General features: G+C 40.3%; 18 protein-coding genes and 1 pseudogene. 14 read left to right on the top strand and 5 right to left on the bottom strand.

Translation table 11 applies throughout. The features are described from left to right. Nucleotides 1-20: 20 nt before the first annotated feature. Both DU53_RS12110 and DU53_RS02995 read right to left on the bottom strand, forming a co-directional pair. The gene (locus DU53_RS12110) at nucleotides 21-371 is read right to left on the bottom strand and encodes a DUF5110 domain-containing protein (protein WP_161484737.1); all 351 of its coding nucleotides are present in this window, start codon (nucleotides 369-371) and stop codon (nucleotides 21-23) included. 27 nt (nucleotides 372-398) lie between these two features. Next, a pseudogene (locus DU53_RS02995) lies at nucleotides 399-2185 on the bottom strand (glycoside hydrolase family 31 protein); the annotation flags it as partial. Between the two features lie 239 nt (nucleotides 2186-2424). Here DU53_RS02995 and DU53_RS02990 point away from each other — a divergent pair. The 3 genes from DU53_RS02990 to DU53_RS02980 all read left to right on the top strand — a co-directional run bounded on the left by DU53_RS02990 (nucleotide 2425) and on the right by DU53_RS02980 (nucleotide 4173). Beyond that, entirely contained in the window at nucleotides 2425-3066 is a 642-nt protein-coding gene (locus tag DU53_RS02990) for a lactate utilization protein (protein ID WP_063727394.1), read from the top strand. Nucleotides 3067-3082: 16 nt separating this feature from the next. Beyond that, nucleotides 3083-3352, top strand: coding sequence for an acylphosphatase (locus DU53_RS02985; RefSeq protein ID WP_063727391.1), 270 nt, complete (start codon nucleotides 3083-3085; stop codon nucleotides 3350-3352). Nucleotides 3353-3600: 248 nt separating this feature from the next. Next, complete coding sequence (locus DU53_RS02980; protein WP_041288847.1) at nucleotides 3601-4173, top strand: hypothetical protein; 573 nt, start codon at nucleotides 3601-3603, stop codon at nucleotides 4171-4173. 487 nt (nucleotides 4174-4660) lie between these two features. Here DU53_RS02980 and DU53_RS02975 read toward each other — a convergent pair whose 3' ends face one another. Then, nucleotides 4661-5437, bottom strand: coding sequence for a PfkB family carbohydrate kinase (locus tag DU53_RS02975; protein WP_063727389.1), 777 nt, complete (start codon nucleotides 5435-5437; stop codon nucleotides 4661-4663). Nucleotides 5438-5455: 18 nt separating this feature from the next. Beyond that, entirely contained in the window at nucleotides 5456-5896 is a 441-nt protein-coding gene (locus DU53_RS02970) for a hypothetical protein (protein WP_012745081.1), read from the bottom strand. A 511-nt stretch (nucleotides 5897-6407) separates the two neighbouring features. Between DU53_RS02970 and DU53_RS02965 the strand changes: the two genes are divergently transcribed. The 11 genes from DU53_RS02965 (at nucleotide 6408) to DU53_RS02915 (ending at nucleotide 15510) form a co-directional block, all read left to right on the top strand. After that, the gene (locus DU53_RS02965) at nucleotides 6408-7466 is read left to right on the top strand and encodes a helix-turn-helix transcriptional regulator (RefSeq protein ID WP_063727388.1); all 1059 of its coding nucleotides are present in this window, start codon (nucleotides 6408-6410) and stop codon (nucleotides 7464-7466) included. Continuing rightward, nucleotides 7466-8521 carry a transcriptional regulator gene (locus DU53_RS02960; RefSeq protein ID WP_063727386.1) on the top strand — a complete coding sequence of 352 codons (1056 nt, stop codon included), beginning with the start codon at nucleotides 7466-7468 and terminating at the stop codon, nucleotides 8519-8521. Before DU53_RS02965 ends, DU53_RS02960 begins: the two co-directional genes overlap by 1 nt. A gap of 5 nt (nucleotides 8522-8526) precedes the next feature. Next, nucleotides 8527-9180 (top strand): HAD family phosphatase, encoded by a 654-nt coding sequence (locus DU53_RS02955; protein WP_012745077.1) that lies wholly within the window; start codon nucleotides 8527-8529, stop codon nucleotides 9178-9180. Between the two features lie 549 nt (nucleotides 9181-9729). Beyond that, entirely contained in the window at nucleotides 9730-10137 is a 408-nt protein-coding gene (locus tag DU53_RS02950; RefSeq protein ID WP_012745076.1) for a hypothetical protein, read from the top strand. An 83-nt stretch (nucleotides 10138-10220) separates the two neighbouring features. Next, nucleotides 10221-11228 carry a 4Fe-4S dicluster domain-containing protein gene (locus DU53_RS02945; protein ID WP_012745075.1) on the top strand — a complete coding sequence of 336 codons (1008 nt, stop codon included), beginning with the start codon at nucleotides 10221-10223 and terminating at the stop codon, nucleotides 11226-11228. Beyond that, a complete protein-coding gene (locus DU53_RS02940; protein ID WP_012745074.1) occupies nucleotides 11225-12046 on the top strand; it encodes an FAD/NAD(P)-binding protein in 822 nt (273 codons plus the stop codon). The genes DU53_RS02945 and DU53_RS02940 overlap by 4 nt, the downstream gene beginning before the upstream one ends. Next, nucleotides 12043-12543, top strand: a complete 501-nt coding sequence (locus DU53_RS02935) for a 4Fe-4S dicluster domain-containing protein (RefSeq protein ID WP_012745073.1) — start codon at nucleotides 12043-12045, stop codon at nucleotides 12541-12543. Before DU53_RS02940 ends, DU53_RS02935 begins: the two co-directional genes overlap by 4 nt. Beyond that, nucleotides 12540-13451 (top strand): complex I subunit 1 family protein, encoded by a 912-nt coding sequence (locus tag DU53_RS02930; RefSeq protein WP_012745072.1) that lies wholly within the window; start codon nucleotides 12540-12542, stop codon nucleotides 13449-13451. Before DU53_RS02935 ends, DU53_RS02930 begins: the two co-directional genes overlap by 4 nt. Before the next feature lie 2 nt (nucleotides 13452-13453). Beyond that, nucleotides 13454-13867 (top strand): NADH-quinone oxidoreductase subunit B family protein, encoded by a 414-nt coding sequence (locus tag DU53_RS02925; RefSeq protein WP_012745071.1) that lies wholly within the window; start codon nucleotides 13454-13456, stop codon nucleotides 13865-13867. Between the two features lies 1 nt (nucleotide 13868). Next, complete coding sequence (locus DU53_RS02920; RefSeq protein ID WP_012745070.1) at nucleotides 13869-14309, top strand: NADH-quinone oxidoreductase subunit C; 441 nt, start codon at nucleotides 13869-13871, stop codon at nucleotides 14307-14309. Then, on the top strand, nucleotides 14302-15510 hold the full coding sequence (locus DU53_RS02915; protein WP_012745069.1) for a nickel-dependent hydrogenase large subunit: 1209 nt from the start codon (nucleotides 14302-14304) through the stop codon (nucleotides 15508-15510). Before DU53_RS02920 ends, DU53_RS02915 begins: the two co-directional genes overlap by 8 nt. Nucleotides 15511-15678: 168 nt before the next feature. Here the strand turns inward: DU53_RS02915 and DU53_RS12105 are convergent. Continuing rightward, nucleotides 15679-15854 (bottom strand): integrase core domain-containing protein (locus tag DU53_RS12105; protein ID WP_153020808.1); only part of this gene is annotated, 176 nt, incomplete at its 5' end.

Below are 15854 nucleotides of genomic sequence, written 5' to 3'. Positions count from 1 at the left end.
TTATCGTTTTTCTTAGTTTTTTAATGCAATTCTATGCACAACCCCTCTTTACTGTCTTCGATTTCACCTTTCCAGAACCTCTTCCCATCAAAAATCTCTATACTCAGTTTTCTTGCTGGAATCTCAAGTTTTCCCTCCTGAGGATATATCCTTGCAAGGTATTTGTTTTCAGACTTCCAGACTTCTATTTTTTTCAGCGAATATTCACCTTCAAGATATTTCCTGCTGATTCCATCATCTTCATAAAGCTCGAAACTTGCAGCTGTGGTAACAAATCCCTTTATTTTTACTGTCTTCCATACTGCATTAGAAAGATACTGGTTGACTTCTGTTGTCAGGATCAACGAATTTTCACGTATAAATAGAGGCATTTTATCTAGAGGCGCTTCAACGTAGTGATGGCCGCTATCCAAAATTTTTTCATTGAAAAAGTCCATCCATTTTCCATCTGGTAGGTAAACATACCTACCCTGACGTTGGGACGATAAACAGGAGCCACCAGAAGCGCTGGACCAAATAGATATTCGTCATCGGTTTCATAAGTCTGGGGGTTGTCAGGCCATTCAAGCAATAGAGGCCTGACCATCGGTATTCCCGTTACTGTTGCTGTTCTGAGTATCGAATAAATGTATGGCATTAGAGAATATCTGAGTTCAATATAATTACGTACAATCTCTTCAACATCTTCGCCGAAAACCCATGGCTCCTGATTTCGTGTGCCTATGGCACTGTGATTTCTAAAGAAAGGCAGAAACGCACCAAACTGGGTCCATCTTACCAAAAGCTCCCCATAAGAATTACCGCCAAATCCTCCAACATCACAACCGATAAAATTCACCCCAGCGAGTGCAAGAGACTGAGCCATTTGAATTTCCATTAACAGATGTTCCCATAGGCTGGCATTGTCACCCGTCCACAAAATCGCATACCGTTGAATTCCCGGATAAGCGGAACGGGTTATCACAACTGGCCTTCTATCGGGATCGCTTTTTTGAAAACCTTCGTAAGTTGCGCGTGACATGTTGAATCCAAAGAGGTTATGAACCTGTCTGTTCAGAAATTTTTTGCCTGTGTCATCGGTATGTTGAAATTCCACACCGTAGTCTCTATAACGTTTTCGACCATCAAGCTGGCTTAAAATAAATCCTGCTTCTATTCCCATATCTTCTTCGATGTTATTCACAATCGTTTTTAATTCACGAAGAGATTCTGCTGTCATAAAAATAGATGGTTCATTCATGTCATTCCAGATGCCCGCTATCCCCGTTTTTGTAAAATCACTGCATAGCTTTCCCCACCATTCACGAACTTTAGAATTCATGAAATCAGGGAAGTGAGATGGTCCTGGCCATACGTACGGGACAAACAGTGAACCATCCGGTTTTTTGCAGAAATAATCTCTTTTAATCCCCTGCTCATAAATTTCGTAACCTTTTTGAATCTTTACCCCGGGGTCGATTATTGTTATGACCTTGAATCCCTGATTTTCTAATTTTTCCAGCAGTTTCTCTGGATTTGGGAAGCTTCTTTTATTCCATGTGAAGACCTTGAAATCCTCCATATAATCTATATCAAGATAAAGAACATCACAGGGGATTTTCTTCTCCCTGAACTTTTCCGCGAGATCAGTTATAGTTTCTTCGTTAGGATAAGACCAGCGTGACTGTTGGTATCCGAGTATCCATACCGGGAAGAAGTGAGGTTTTCCTGTAAGTTCAGTAAAAGCTTTAATAATCTCATCAGGAGTTGTTCCCTGGAGATAAAGTTTGAACCCTTCACCCTCAACGTCGATGATTATTTCGTTTTCTTTGGTGAAAGCCAGATCAAATCTGCTGTAACCAGGGTGGTCGAGGAAGAATCCGAGAGATTTCTTTGGTGACAGGATCATGAAAACCGGAAAAGATGAGTAGAGACGAGTTTTGGTTGGTGAATGGTCTGGTTCGTCTGTATTGTACATCTCATACACCTTACCCCGTTTGTTCAAAGCTCCGATTTCCTCACCGAAACCAAAGATGCCGTCTTCCGGATCAATTCTTATTTTTATTTCAAATCCTTTCGGTTTCTCTCGAATTTCCATTTCGCTCCATAATCCGTTTGTACTACTGAAGGAATAATGATTTTCCGAATCTTTCTTCAACCAGGAATTGAAAAAGTTGAAAGAAATAAGGTTATTCACAGTAGCCATGGGTTTCATGACAACAGCAGGGCTTTCTGGCAAAACAGACTCCCCATCTTTTTTGAACGTTATCTCCAGGATCCTGCTGGGAAATTTTCTATATGTTGTGAACATTAGTACCCCTCCAATACATTGTGTGCTACATTTCACATTGTAACACCTATGATGGTAGACTTAAATCAGATTTCGGTTTTCCTCCGGGAAGTTATAACAACCAGCATTTAACAACATTTTATGGGAGGGTGTGTATGAGAAAAGAACTTCTGAAATGGAAATACGATAATCTTGCAAGTATTGTCGTAAAGAACTTTGCAAAAAGAGGGATCAATGCGGTGTATCTCTCAACCCCGGAAGAAGTGGTTCCTAAATTAGAAGAACTGATGCCAGCTGGTTCCAGTGCCGCTGTTGGTGGATCTATAACTCTTTCTCAATGTGGCGTTCTTGATTTTCTCAGAAATGGAAGATACGATTTTAAAGACAGATATGCTGCTAAAACGCCCGAAGAAAAAAGGAAAATATTCAAAGAGATGTTCGAAGTTGACTATTTTCTGTGTAGTGCTAATGCGATTACCATAAGAGGAGAGATTGTCCAGTTAGATGGTCATGGCACAAGGGTAGCACCGATGATTTTCGGACCGGATAAAGTAATAATCATTGCTGGTATGAACAAAATCGTTTCCGATATGGATGAGGCAATAAAACGCATAAAATATATATCTCCGATGAACGCTAAAAGATTGAACCTTCATACCCCATGTACTTCTACCGGAATTTGTATGGATTGTCATTCGACTCAACGTATATGTGAAACATATGTTGTGATAACCGATAGCTCGGCTCGCAAAGGCAGATACACCGTTTTGCTGGTAGGAGAAGACCTGGGGCTTTGAAGAGGTGGAACACACAATGAAAACAGTCAGGATACTTCTTTCAGGGATTGTTCAAGGTGTTGGATTTCGTTATTTTGCTTATAGAAAAGCGAAAAAGATGGGAGTCACTGGTTATGTAAGAAATCTTGCTGATGGCCGTGTTGAGGTTGTAGCCGAGGCTGAGGATTCTGTTCTCAAGGATTTTATCAATGAGATTGAGAATGGACCACCATTTGCGTATGTTAGTAAAGTCGAACTTGAAGAACTATCACCGGTGCATTTCGATTCTTTTGAAATACGGTATTAGAATTGAGAGTCCAAGATTTGGTAAGCACGACTTTGTCGTGGGTACGAATCCCTTCGGGATTGGTACGACTGGCTGCGCCAGTGGTGCGAACTCTTTCAGAGTTGTTCCGAACTGCTTCGCAGTGGTTATGCGGGCTCAAAAGAGAAGCGTTGTTTTTATTCTCATCTTCTCGGGTTCTCGCCTTCTCGGATTCTCGATGTTTTTCGAACAACCTACAACGATTATTGTAATAAGGGGTGATAAATGGTATGAAAAAGTTTATTGCCGTGATGTTTTTAATGGTGTTATTGTTGAGGTTTGCCTTAGCGGAGGGCATACCTGAAGAAATTCTTCCTATATTTGCTATCCCTGAATACGATAAAAGCAACGGAATTGTAGAGGTGTTCGTGTCTCAAAAGGAATGTGTCAGGGGAATAGATTACGAGATAACAGTGGTCTTTAAGGATGAAGATCACCCCGATTGTTTCATAAATGTGATTTATGACATTTACAGATTCTTTAAATATGGGCGAATCGAAGATATCGAGACTTTTCATATCATAACTGATAAAAATGGAAAGCTTTTAGAATTAAGATTTTTCGGTACTTTTTCCGGCAAGCATCATTTCAAGGATACGAAAGATTTGCATGGTGATGCGATTATTCCTTTCAATGAAGTTGTATTCAGAGATGGAAGACCAGTAATATGCGTAAACACATGGAATCATATGTTTGGAATTGATCCCTCCTTCGAATTAGAAGAAATGTTGTTGATTAAGGATTATGAAGTATCGGAAGGAACCCGCTATGATGCGGAGGTTGAGTATTCTTTTTTGTATTGAATTGAGATTTGAAAGGACCGCTGCACGGCGGGTAAGCACGCTGTGCGCTGCTTCGCAGCGATACGAATCCCTTCGGGATTGTTGCGAACTCTTTCAGAGTTGTCACGAACTGCTTCGCAGTTGACGTTACTTGAAATAAGACCACAGACAAAGGATTGTCATTCTGGACTTGATCTGGAATCTGGGTTTAAGTACGGGATCCTGAATCAAGTTCAGGATGACGGGTGTACAAAAAATCGTCGATTCGACCGGCTGTGCCGGTGTTACGAACTCCGCGGAGTTGCCTCGAACCACTGCGTGGTCGACCCGAACCGCTTCGCGGTTGTAAAAACCGTCATTCTGGAAATGTTTAATCCAGAATCTTAACCCCCCACTGTCATTCTGGAGATGTTCAATCCAGAATCTGTTTTTTTTAAGTACGAGATCCTGAATCAAGTTCAGGATGACAGATCAACCTTTGCAAGTGTCCGGAGCGCAGCTCAGCACTTCAGCCGCTCTGCTGTTCCAATATCATCATCTTCGAAAAAGCGCCCTTTATTTCTTTTGCTGCTGTTTGGGATATAGTTACAGCCCTTTCAAGGCAGGTTCTTTTGTCCAGGCCTTTAAGGAAACTATCTATGAGAACTACATCGAAAATGTCACCGGCACCCACTTTAAAAGGATAGTTTTGGAGGTCTCCTTCAACAGTTACCCCTTTCCATGAAGCACCCTTTGATCCCATTTTTATAACATCACAACCCTCTTTTTCACATTCTTTTTCGTTGCCTATGAGGATCAGTTTCGCTTTTGACAACTTTCTGAGTTTGCTGGTATCTATGACAAATCGGGGACCAAGATCGATAAAACAAAGTTTTTCAGCTTTAGAGCAGATTTTATAGATAGATTCTACAGGAATTTCGGAGTTTATTACTACTATATCAGCATTTTTTAAGGTGTCATTATCAAATTCTATATTCAAACGGTTCACTCCCCTATCGACTCCGATTGGGGTATCGTTGAGAGCGATATGATGACCTGTTTTTCCTTCTCTTATTGTTAATCCATAGGTGGAGAGTCCGTTTTCTGAAAGTTTCTTAAGAAGCTCTGTACCCCGCCAATCACTACCTATATTGGAGAAAAAGCAGACACTGTGACCTAGTTTATAAAGGCCGAAAGCTATATTCAAACCGGATCCACCGGGTAGTTCTAATATCTCAACATCATGAGGTCTGTTACCATATATGAAAACATCCCAAAATGTTCCACCAAAAACGACTACATTCATATCCTTCACTCTCAAGTGTTACATAAACTTGTCCAGATAAACAACATACAAAAAGCTATTTTCAGTAGAATAAAGCTTTCCCTCAAGTCTGAATTCATCGAGATATTTTTGGTTAGTCAGGAGCGGGAAGTTTCCCCGGATGCTTATACGATAAGCAGCATCCATTTCTTCGAAATCGATGGAATAGTTGTAGGTATGCTCAGTATCATTAAGAATTTCGTTCGGATCTGGCAGAGAGCGGTTAAGATAATAATAGCCTTTAATAGCGAATATTATTCTAGAAATTTCTTCAAGAACGTCATATGTTCTCTCTTTCATTTCCTGTTTTTTTTGTCTATTTATCTGATAACTCTTTATCATGGGATTTATTACAATATCGTAGGCTAATAACGATGCTATGATCCCAAGGAGGACAGCTATTGTCAAGAGATAAAGTTCAAGCCGTTTAAGAGTCTTCACCAAATCCCCTCCTTGAAAAATACTAGAAAGATTATAACATTATCACCAATAACATTATTAAAAAAAAAGGGGCCTTTTCAGGCCCAGTGTCATCCCATTTCTTCCGTGGGGAAAGGGGGGGTGTTGCATATGGGGGTTGCGGTTTCTCACTTGTTGCCGAAGGGGTGTTAATTTATATGTTCAACGCGCCGTTCTTTGACATAACAGATACTTTCATTTTTTCAATTTCTTCAAAGACACTTTTCAAATTAACCGGTTCTCTTTTCATATTTTTCTTCATATCCATCCCCCTCCTCGCTTTAGATTTTATTTCGATGTCCATCAATATATTAACACTGAGTTCGATGGTTGTCAAATATTGTCTGTTACTATTCGATGACGGTCTAACTTGATGATGGTAAACAGGTGTTTTAAGGAGTTTTAAGAAGACAGATTGAGCGTCACTTTATGGAAAATAATCGTAAATGTTATATGCTATAATTCGATAAAGTTCGAACCGAGGAGGTTCAGAATGAGATTGGTTATAGGACAGGTTGAATTTGTGGATTTGGTTTTGGCGTGTACAGCTGTGAATTCCGATAAACAAGCAGAAAAGGCTCAACTACGCTCCGAACCACGCAATTTGGATGAGCTTTTCTCCTTTGTTGAACAAGTTGAAAGCAAAGCAAGCTGGGATGTCAGAACGGTTGCCAGTGTTTTTGCCGATCTTAGGGAAGAAATTCCGGTGCTTTCGGGGTTTCCCCTCAGTTCGAAGTTCGTCGAACTCGAGGAAACCATAGATGAGCTGGACAAAGAATTTGTTAAACGCTTTGAGATGCTGTTGTTTGTGGTTTTAACGAATAAATTAGCTGTTTCTGAGGACAAAGCAAAAGAACTCCTGAAGGACGGTAAGACACTGTTAAGCGCTTTACAGAACACCGACAAACTTTCCAAAAATTCCATCTGGTTTCTTTCACAATTTGTGCTTTTTCCAGAACACCTGCGAGAGATTACATTGAGCGCCTTGAATGAGCTGAAGAGGTATTTCGAATCATCCGGTTTGAGAAGCTATATTAATGAGATGTGCCGGAGAGAGGTTTCAAATATAACTGAGAATAGTTTGAATAAAGTTCTCAATTACTTTTATGGTTCACATGTTTTAAATTTTGACAGTGAGGAAGAGTTTTACATTTACCTTCAGTTTGCTTTACCTGATTTTGGTACATTGCCGATAAAGATATTTGGGAAGCGCTACGTCGTGCTATACGGTGATATCGAAAGTGTCACCAGAAAAGGATTTTCTGAGTTTTCAGTAAACACTGTCAAGGAACTTTTGAAGGGATTATCTGACCCTACCAGATTTATGATAATAAAGGCGCTATCAGAACGCCCGAAATATGTAGATGAACTGGCAGCTTTTTGTGGGTTATCAAAGGCCACAATTTCCCACCATCTTTCATATTTACAATCTCTTGGTTTGCTGGAGAAAAAGAGGGAGAGTAAAAAGATGTATTATTCCCTCAAAAAAGATGCCATTTCTAATCTGTTAGCCCTTCTGGAAAGCATGTTCCATGAGGATGGTGAGGATTGATGGAAATCATTACCGGATATTTTGAAATATACGATCTTACGATGGCTATATATTTTTCTTTCAACACGGATGTTACGCGTGTTCTCAAAATACTTGGAGTTGAATATACTCCGTCAAAAGAAATGCTGTCATTCAGAGACAAACTGCTAAAATCCCTTGATTGGTCAACAAGGATATATACTACTTTTATGAACGAACTGGGAGTCATAGCTCCTATACTTTTCCCTGTCAGAGTAAAAATGGTTGATAAAACGATTGTGAAGATAGAAGATTCGCTTGACTTCAATGATGAAACGTTGAAAATCATACGTGAAAGATTCATACAGGTTCTTTCTGTAAGACGTTTAAAGATTCCTCCAGATGATGTAAAAAAGATGATAGAAGAAAAACCCGGTGAGCTTACAAGAAGAGTAGAAGAAATCGAAGGTATCAGCAGAGATTCCAAATGGTTCATAAATCAGCTTCTGTTTTTCCCGCGAACGGCACTGGACTTTCTTGAATCGAACACATGGAAGATGTTGAAAATATACGAAGAAAGTGGCCTCAGATCGGTCAATTTTTCTGAAATCGGGAAGTTTATGAAGAGCTATCAGTCTGAAATGATAAACAACTCGATACGGAATTATTTTGAGTACTATGATATACATCCTGATGAATCCAAACCGCTTTATGTAGCACTTCAGAACTCTGTACCCCATACAAACTCTGGTCTTATGACTTATCCGAGTTTTCATCTGCTCATAATGGGACTTGGAGAGATAACAAAAGATTTTTCAGAGAGCATACCTCTAGAGGATCGTGTTAGAAATGTTTTGAAGGTTATAGGAGATGAGACAAGATTCAAAATAATACAGTACCTTTTTGACAAACCGGCGACACAGAAGGAATTGGCAGAAGTGACAGGATTAAGCAAATCCACTATTTCATATCATATCAGTCTTCTTTTCAAAGCCTCTCTTGTAGACATCGATGTGTTCAATAACATCGTTATGCTTAGAAGAGAAACGATAAAAAAACTTGTGAAGAATCTCAAATCCATTCTCAATCTGAGGTGATTTTCTTGATCGATGCAGTGATATTTGACATGGATGGGGTTATCGTTGATACGGAAGGATTGTATAGAGAAGCCTGCAAAGAGGTTGTCAGGAGATACGGTGGAATCATTACAGAAGAACTGTTTATTCGTCAGATGGGACTGAGAATGAAAGAAGCACAAAAGATCGTTGTGGAGCTTGCGAAACTTCCATTGGCTCCTGAGGATTTCGGAAAAGAATACATGGAGGAGTTTCTGAAAAGAGCAAAAAGCAAGCTGAAACCAAACGATGGCCTTCTGGAATTGCTGGACTTTTTGTACAGCAAAGTTAAATTAGGTGTTGCTTCATCAACTGTGAGTAATGTTGTCTACGATATTTTAAGAACCATCGATGTCCTTAATTATTTCGATTACGTCATCGGGGGAGATATGGTAGAAAATGCCAAACCAGCTCCCGACATATATCTTAAATGTGCTGAGCATCTCAAAGTAGAGCCAGAAAACTGTATTGCCATAGAAGATTCACCAGTTGGAATAAAAAGTGCGAAAACTTCTGGAATGATTGTTTATGCTATAAGACACAAAGAAAACCAAGGTTTAGACCTGAGTCAGGCTGATAAGGTTTTTGATGGGTTAAGACAGCTTAAAGGGTTTATGGTTGAGAAGTTGCAAAGCAACTGAAGTGCTGGGCTACGCCCAAAAGGCTTGTAGACGGTGTTAAAGACAGAGATCCGAGATTCGAGAACCGGGATCTGGTGACTTAAAATTACAGAGTGAGATTGGGTGTTATAGATTGGAGTTTAGATTCAAGATTATTGTAAGGGCACAGCATGCTGTATAAAACCCGAGAGCCGAGAACCCGAGAAGACGAGAATAAAAACAACGCTTCTCTTTTGAGCCAGCATAGCCACTGCGAAGCAGTTCGGGTCAACTTCGCAGGAGTTCGTGACAATCCCGGAGGGATTCGTATCTGCCGCGAAGCAGCACTCTCGGATCTCGGTTCTCGATTGACTTCAAAAGTTTCCACATCATTACATTACTTCATTTTGCCCACAAAAATTATTTTTTCATACACATCTTTTCCTTGGTATTTAGATCAAAAAGTTGATAGGATTTTTTATCAGCATAGGAAATGTGTTGTGTCCTAAAATCTCCTTCCTTTAATCTTTCGTTTATTTTAGATGTTTCTTCAAAGCTGATGTTTCCAATCCGAATATTGGGGGCAATTTTATGTTTGCCATTGACATTAAATGTCCTTATTGTCAGCGTTCTCTCATGAATACCACTGAAGTTATTGATAAACATCCAAGTATTCAATTAGAAGTTGTACATGAAAAACATCACGGAATAATATGGCTTAGCTCTGTTTACGGAAGCTACAACTACAAAATAACTTTCAATATACCAGATGGTGTTACTGCTAAATTTTTTTGTCCACATTGTAGCGAAGAACTGTTAGGTGAACTTGAGTGTGCAGAGTGCGGAGAAAAAATGGTCCGGTTAATGCTTGAAGCTGGTGGATACGTTCATTTTTGTCCTCGAAAGGGCTGTAAGGGACATTATATCGAATACAACAAGAGTGAAACTTTAATTGATGAGGCTTACAAGCATTATCCGTATATAGATTCAGAGGAGTAAGTTTATTTGATTTCGAAACCATTGTTTAGTAGGGTTATCGTTTAAAAATTGTTGTGAATTTTATCACAAAGGGGAATACCAAAATGCTCGTCTTTTTTGAGGAGTTTGTTGAATTTCTCGAGAGATTGGCCGAAAGAACCGAACTATTCGCTCCGGTCAAGGAAAATGGAGAAATATTCTTAAAATGCTGGAAAAGCATGGATAGCGATGGGATTCCTGTGCTCGATAAATATCACCCCATTGATCCTTTGAAGATTTTGCTGTTCCAACCAAGAAATGATGTTTTGACGTATCTTGAGAGTGGGGAACGAATTCTTCTGGGGGTTAAAAGCTGCGATCTTCGAGCGATACAACTTTTAGACATCGCACTTCTTGAAGGGGATTATGTTGATCCTGTTTATAAAGAGTTTCGGGAAAAAACTTTGATAATCTCTTCAGATTGCACAGAAGCGAAAAGTAGCTGTCATTGCATTCTTCAGGGAATAAATCCGTATCCGGAGGAACACTATGATGTTTCGCTTTCATCGATCGGCAAGCGTCTATTACTTCGCTCTGGAAGTGAAAAAGGAGAAAGATTTCTCAAATTACTGTCGAAGAATTTAACGGCATTTGAAGAGACACCTGATGTCGTTGATGTTCTCAAAAATCAAAGGGAAAAGATTAGAACCCTAGTATGTGAAATAAATTCACAGTGGTCGTTGGGAAGCAAGGACAAAGGCGAAAAGTTAAATATTTTCGATACCAGTGCTGTTGACAGCTGCATAGAATGTGGGGGATGTAATTTTGTCTGTCCTACCTGTTACTGTTTCATTATGAGTGATGAGAGTAAAAATAAATCCTTCTCAAAGGTTCGTACCTGGGACAGCTGCCAGTTGAAGGGGTATGCTCGCGTTGCTGGCGGCGGGAATCCTCGACCTGAGCTCTATAAACGTTTTAATCATAGGTATAATTGCAAATTCAATTACATGGTGAAGCAGCTTAGTATGAGTGGTTGCACTGGTTGTGGAAGATGTATCGATGTTTGCCCTGCGGGTATAGACATCAGAAATACAATGAGGGTTATGCGAGAAGAAATGAAGGTGAAAAAATGACCAATGTTTTTGAAGCGATAAAGACAAAGTGTATAGAGATTGTAGAGGAGTCTTCAGTTATTAAAACCTTTGTTTTAGAGTGCGGTGAGGATTTTGAATTCAAAACGGGGCAGTTTGTTGAGGTGGGGTTACCCGGTATTGGTGAGGGGCCATTTACTCCATCATCCTCTCAGTACGCGAAAAACCCTATTGAGGTAACGATAATGAAAGTTGGTTACATGACAGAAAAAATGCATGAAATAAAGCCAGGGGCAACGGTGGCTTTGAGAGGCCCCTATGGTAATGGATATCCTCTAGACAGGTTCAAAGGAAAGGATGTTCTTATTGTTGGTGGCGGTGTTGGGCTCGCCCCTCTTCGTTCCCTGCTGCTGACGCTTATGCACGATATAGATGATTACAGAAGTATCACCGCTTGCTTTGGTGCGAGAACTCCGGAAGATTTAATCTACAAAGATCAGCTGAAAGAATGGGAAGAAACTGGAAAAGTCAGAATAACCCTTTCAGTGGATAGGGTTCCAGAAAATCAAAAATGGGAAGGTAATATAGGCGTCGTAACAACGCTCCTTAAGCCTTTAGAATTCGATGCGAAAAATACAGTTGCCGCTGTTTGTGGACCGCCAATAATGATGAAGTTCACATCTTTAATGCTTCTCGAAAAGAAAATAAAACCGTCGAATCTTTATTTATCGATGGAAAGCAAGATGTATTGCGGAGTTGGACTTTGCAGACATTGCACCATAGAACACTATTTCGTTTGTAAAGATGGGCCAGTATTTACTTATGACCAATTTGAGAATCCGGGGGAAATCTGGGCATGAAGAAACTACTGATAGATATTGAGAAACTTATTAAGAGCGATATAAGCAGAATCAAATGTGAATACCTGTATCACGGGAAAAATAATGGCGTTCTTTCGATTGTAGAGGTCGCGGAATTTGCGGTTTATTGCCGACAATGCAAGAACGCTCATTGTGTGAAAGCATGTCCAAAGGATGCTTTAGAGAGACAACCGGATGGAACAGTAAAACGTTACAACCTGCTTTGTGTCGGTTGTAAATCCTGTGTCCTTGCGTGTCCTTTTGGAACACTATTTCCAGAAACGATAAGTTACGTGACCACACATTGTGATTTCTGTCTTTCTCAAATGAATGCTGATTCTAATTATGTTCCCTTATGTGCTGAAACCTGTAGTGGTAACACAATAAGGGTTTTAGATGTTGAAAGAGAACAACCTGAGAATGGATTTTATTTTGCCGGAAAGTATCTTGCGATACGCGCGCCGAATTGGCGTTATAAGGAGGGCAGAATAATTTGATTGTTTTTTATACCATTGTATTTCCGGGAATTCTCTTTACCGGTTTTGCAGGTTTAATAATATGGTGGCTGGAACGCAAGCTTAGTGCTCTTTTCCAGCATAGGGTGGGGCCACCATGGTATCAGAATTTTCTGGATGTTTTCAAGTTGTTCGGGAAAGAGAGCATTGTCCCTGAACTCTCAGCCTCTGTAGTGTATGTCCTTGCCCCGATTGTCTCATTTTCAACTGTTACAACCCTTTCTACTGTTCTGGGATGTGCTGTCTTTCTTGGAATAAGAATCGCAGGGGATGTGATACTGATAATTTACCTGCTTATCCTTTGTTCTATGGCTACGTTTCTTGGAGCCGCTGCTTCGAGGAATGTTTACGCCGGTATAGGTGCTTCCAGAGAACTGAAGATGCTTCTTGCTGATGAACTAGTTCTTATTATGGTCATTCTGGTGCCTGTTGTGAAATCGGGGTTTGATTTCAATCTGTTAAGACTGATCTACGGTTCTCCGGCAATAACTTCTATCTCTGGAGTAATCGCATATATCCTGGGATTGGTCTGCATTCAAGCTAAGTTAGCAATCCAACCCTTCGATTTACCTGAAGCAGAAACGGAACTTGCGGGTGGTGTAGAAATCGAGTATTCGGGCGTGTTGCTTGGTTTATGGAAGCTTTCAAAAGGAATGAAGTTTTTGGTTGTTCCGTTGCTGTTGAGCGTTCTTTTTTTCGGTGTTCCTCAGGAGATATCGATAGTCAGGTATCTGTGGATAGTAGCTTTCTATCTGATCACTTTCCTGATCGTTGTGGTGGTTAAGAACATAAACCCAAGGGTAACAATTGAAAAAATGCTCGGTTTTTTCTGGAAGAAACTGGCACCTATGGCTTTTATAGCGCTTCTCATAGCACTTTTGGGGGGATGAATATGGGATTTTACACGAAGATTCTGAAAAGATCACTCTGGGTGTTTCATGTCAGCGCGTCACCATGTAATAACTGCGATATAGAGATTCTCGATATGTTAACGCCGAGATATGACCTCGAGCGTTTCGGAATAAAACTTGTCGGTTCAGTAAGACATGCTGACGTTCTGCTCGTAACTGGGATGGGGGGATGTAAGGTTTCTGAAAGGGTTATAAGGATTTATAACCAAGCTCCTAAGCCTGTATTTGTGATCGCAGTAGGAACCTGCCCGGTGGCTGGAGCAACCTTTAAGGAGAGTTATACGAGGTGTGGACCTTTAGATAGATTTGTTCCTGTTGATTTGTACATACCAGGTTGTCCTCCAAAGCCAGAAACCATGATAGCCGGATTATCAGAACTGCTTGGGAGGCTGTGAAATGAATCCAATTGAAAGAAAAAAAGAGCTTTTTGCGGCGATCCAGGAAAATATTGAGCTTCTTTCTGAAAAGCGAAAGCGTATTTACTTCAAAGTTGATGCTAAAAACATAACAAATGTTGCAAAGATTCTTTTCACAAGAGGGGTGCGGCTCTCAACGATAACGGCTATTGAGAATATAGAAACCTTTGAGTTAATTTATCATTTTTCAGATGACCTTACGGGCTGTTATTACTGTCCTAAGGTCTTTGTTCCTGTCGAAAAACCAGTTGTTCCCTCCATTGCAAAAATTATTGAAGGAGCTAGCTGGATCGAAAGGGAAATTCATGAACTTTTTGGTGTTGGGTTTATAGACCATCCCGGATTGAAACCGCTTCTGACGGAGAATAATGAGAAGATACCAAAAAAACCTTTGAGAGTGGAGAGAAGAAAACATGAGTAAAGAATTTAATCTACCGGTTGGACCCTTTCATCCGTTACTCGAAGAAGCAGAATATTTCAAAATAAAACTCGACGGAGAGCGGGTAGTCGACATTGAGATGGAAACCGGATGGATGCACAGGGGTATAGAAAAAATCTCTGAAGAAAGCACCTTTGACCAATCTATATTTGTGGTGGAAAGAATTTGCGGTATATGCTCCGCTTCCCATCCCTTTGCCTGTATAAACGCTTTTGAGGATATTGGAGAGATTGAAGTCCCACTTAAAGCCCGCTATATAAGATCTCTTATTGGTGAGTTAGAAAGGGTTCACAGTCATCTTCTGTGGTTGGGACTCGCGGGACATTTCATTGGTTACGATACTTTGTGGATGTGGGCATGGAAATACAGGGAGCCGGTACTTGAGGTTATTGAGATGATAACCGGGAACAGAAACCATTATGGGACGTTCAAAATCGGTGGTGTGAGAAGAGATTACGATGTTTCTTTGAATTCTGTTGTTCATGAAAAACTTGACTTTCTCGAGAAAAAACTAACTATGGTTGCCAAAGCCGTAGCGAATGATCCGGTGGTAAGGAGCAGATTGTGTGGAGTTGGAGTACTCACCAAAGAAGAGGCAATAAGCTATTGCGCTGTTGGTCCCACCGCGAGAGCTTCTGGTGTTGCTATCGATGTCAGGAAAGATGAACCTTACGCGGCCTATGATCTGCTCGATTTTGGGGTTGTTGTAAGGGAAGAGGGCGATATTTTTGCCAAAACAGTGGTACGGATTTTAGAGGTATTTGAAAGCATAAAGATGATCAGGCAAATAATAGAGAAGTTGAGGAAGGTTAAAGGGCCGATATACAATGACGTTAAGGAAATACCTGCCGGCGAGGGGATAGGACGGCACGAAGCTCCAAGAGGAGAGGTTTTCCACTATATAAGAACGGATGGTTCTAACCGCCCTGTCAGGCACAAAATAAGAGCACCAAGTTACGTTAATATCCCGACTTACAAAGCTTCCTGTATCGGCGAAAATCTTGCCGACGTATTGATTACCCTCGCTTCTGTTGATCCCTGTTATTGCTGCACCGAAAGATCCGTCAGACTTCAGACCGAAAAAGGGATGGAAATAACCAGCAACCTGTTGAAACTATCCCAGGATAAGACTGATAGACTCATTAAAAACATGGGAGAGTATAAATTATGGAAATCCTTATGACTCCGATTTCTTTTATGCTTTTTTTGCCGTTAGTTGTGATTCTATTAGATCTTGTTTTTCCGGTAAAAATCGTGCGGTGGCTTAACATAATAACTATCGCTTCTCTCTTTGCAAACACTCTGTTTTTTGTCAGAGATTGTAATGCTCCCCGAAAAACTGGACAAAAAATCAAGCAATTTTGTGTAGACTCATGGATTCTTCGAATATCTCTTTTGGGCTTTTGTATCCTAAAGCACTATGGGGATATTCTTCGTTATAAAACTTTTCAAAAGCTTTCGTCTTTTCGATTAGCTCTTCGTAACTCGGATTGTCCAATACCCATGCAACTTCTTCTTTGTATGTTM

Source organism: Kosmotoga sp. DU53 (genome assembly GCF_001639905.1).
Classification (GTDB): domain Bacteria; phylum Thermotogota; class Thermotogae; order Petrotogales; family Kosmotogaceae; genus Kosmotoga; species Kosmotoga olearia.
The sequence above is the reverse complement of the archived record's forward strand: the minus strand, read 5'-3'. Positions and strand labels throughout refer to the sequence as shown.

Bases quoted from the DNA above. Each gene is read 5' to 3' on its own strand.
- DU53_RS12110 (WP_161484737.1), bottom strand. From the start codon at position 371: ATGCCTCTATTTATACGTGAAAATTCGTTGATCCTGACAACAGAAGTC.
- DU53_RS02990 (WP_063727394.1), top strand. From the start codon at position 2,425: ATGAGAAAAGAACTTCTGAAATGGAAATACGATAATCTTGCAAGTATT.
- DU53_RS02985 (WP_063727391.1), top strand. From the start codon at position 3,083: ATGAAAACAGTCAGGATACTTCTTTCAGGGATTGTTCAAGGTGTTGGA.
- DU53_RS02980 (WP_041288847.1), top strand. From the start codon at position 3,601: ATGAAAAAGTTTATTGCCGTGATGTTTTTAATGGTGTTATTGTTGAGG.
- DU53_RS02975 (WP_063727389.1), bottom strand. From the start codon at position 5,437: ATGAATGTAGTCGTTTTTGGTGGAACATTTTGGGATGTTTTCATATAT.
- DU53_RS02965 (WP_063727388.1), top strand. From the start codon at position 6,408: ATGAGATTGGTTATAGGACAGGTTGAATTTGTGGATTTGGTTTTGGCG.
- DU53_RS02960 (WP_063727386.1), top strand. From the start codon at position 7,466: ATGGAAATCATTACCGGATATTTTGAAATATACGATCTTACGATGGCT.
- DU53_RS02950 (WP_012745076.1), top strand. From the start codon at position 9,730: ATGTTTGCCATTGACATTAAATGTCCTTATTGTCAGCGTTCTCTCATG.
- DU53_RS02945 (WP_012745075.1), top strand. From the start codon at position 10,221: ATGCTCGTCTTTTTTGAGGAGTTTGTTGAATTTCTCGAGAGATTGGCC.
- DU53_RS02940 (WP_012745074.1), top strand. From the start codon at position 11,225: ATGACCAATGTTTTTGAAGCGATAAAGACAAAGTGTATAGAGATTGTA.
- DU53_RS02935 (WP_012745073.1), top strand. From the start codon at position 12,043: ATGAAGAAACTACTGATAGATATTGAGAAACTTATTAAGAGCGATATA.
- DU53_RS02925 (WP_012745071.1), top strand. From the start codon at position 13,454: ATGGGATTTTACACGAAGATTCTGAAAAGATCACTCTGGGTGTTTCAT.
- DU53_RS02920 (WP_012745070.1), top strand. From the start codon at position 13,869: ATGAATCCAATTGAAAGAAAAAAAGAGCTTTTTGCGGCGATCCAGGAA.
- DU53_RS02915 (WP_012745069.1), top strand. From the start codon at position 14,302: ATGAGTAAAGAATTTAATCTACCGGTTGGACCCTTTCATCCGTTACTC.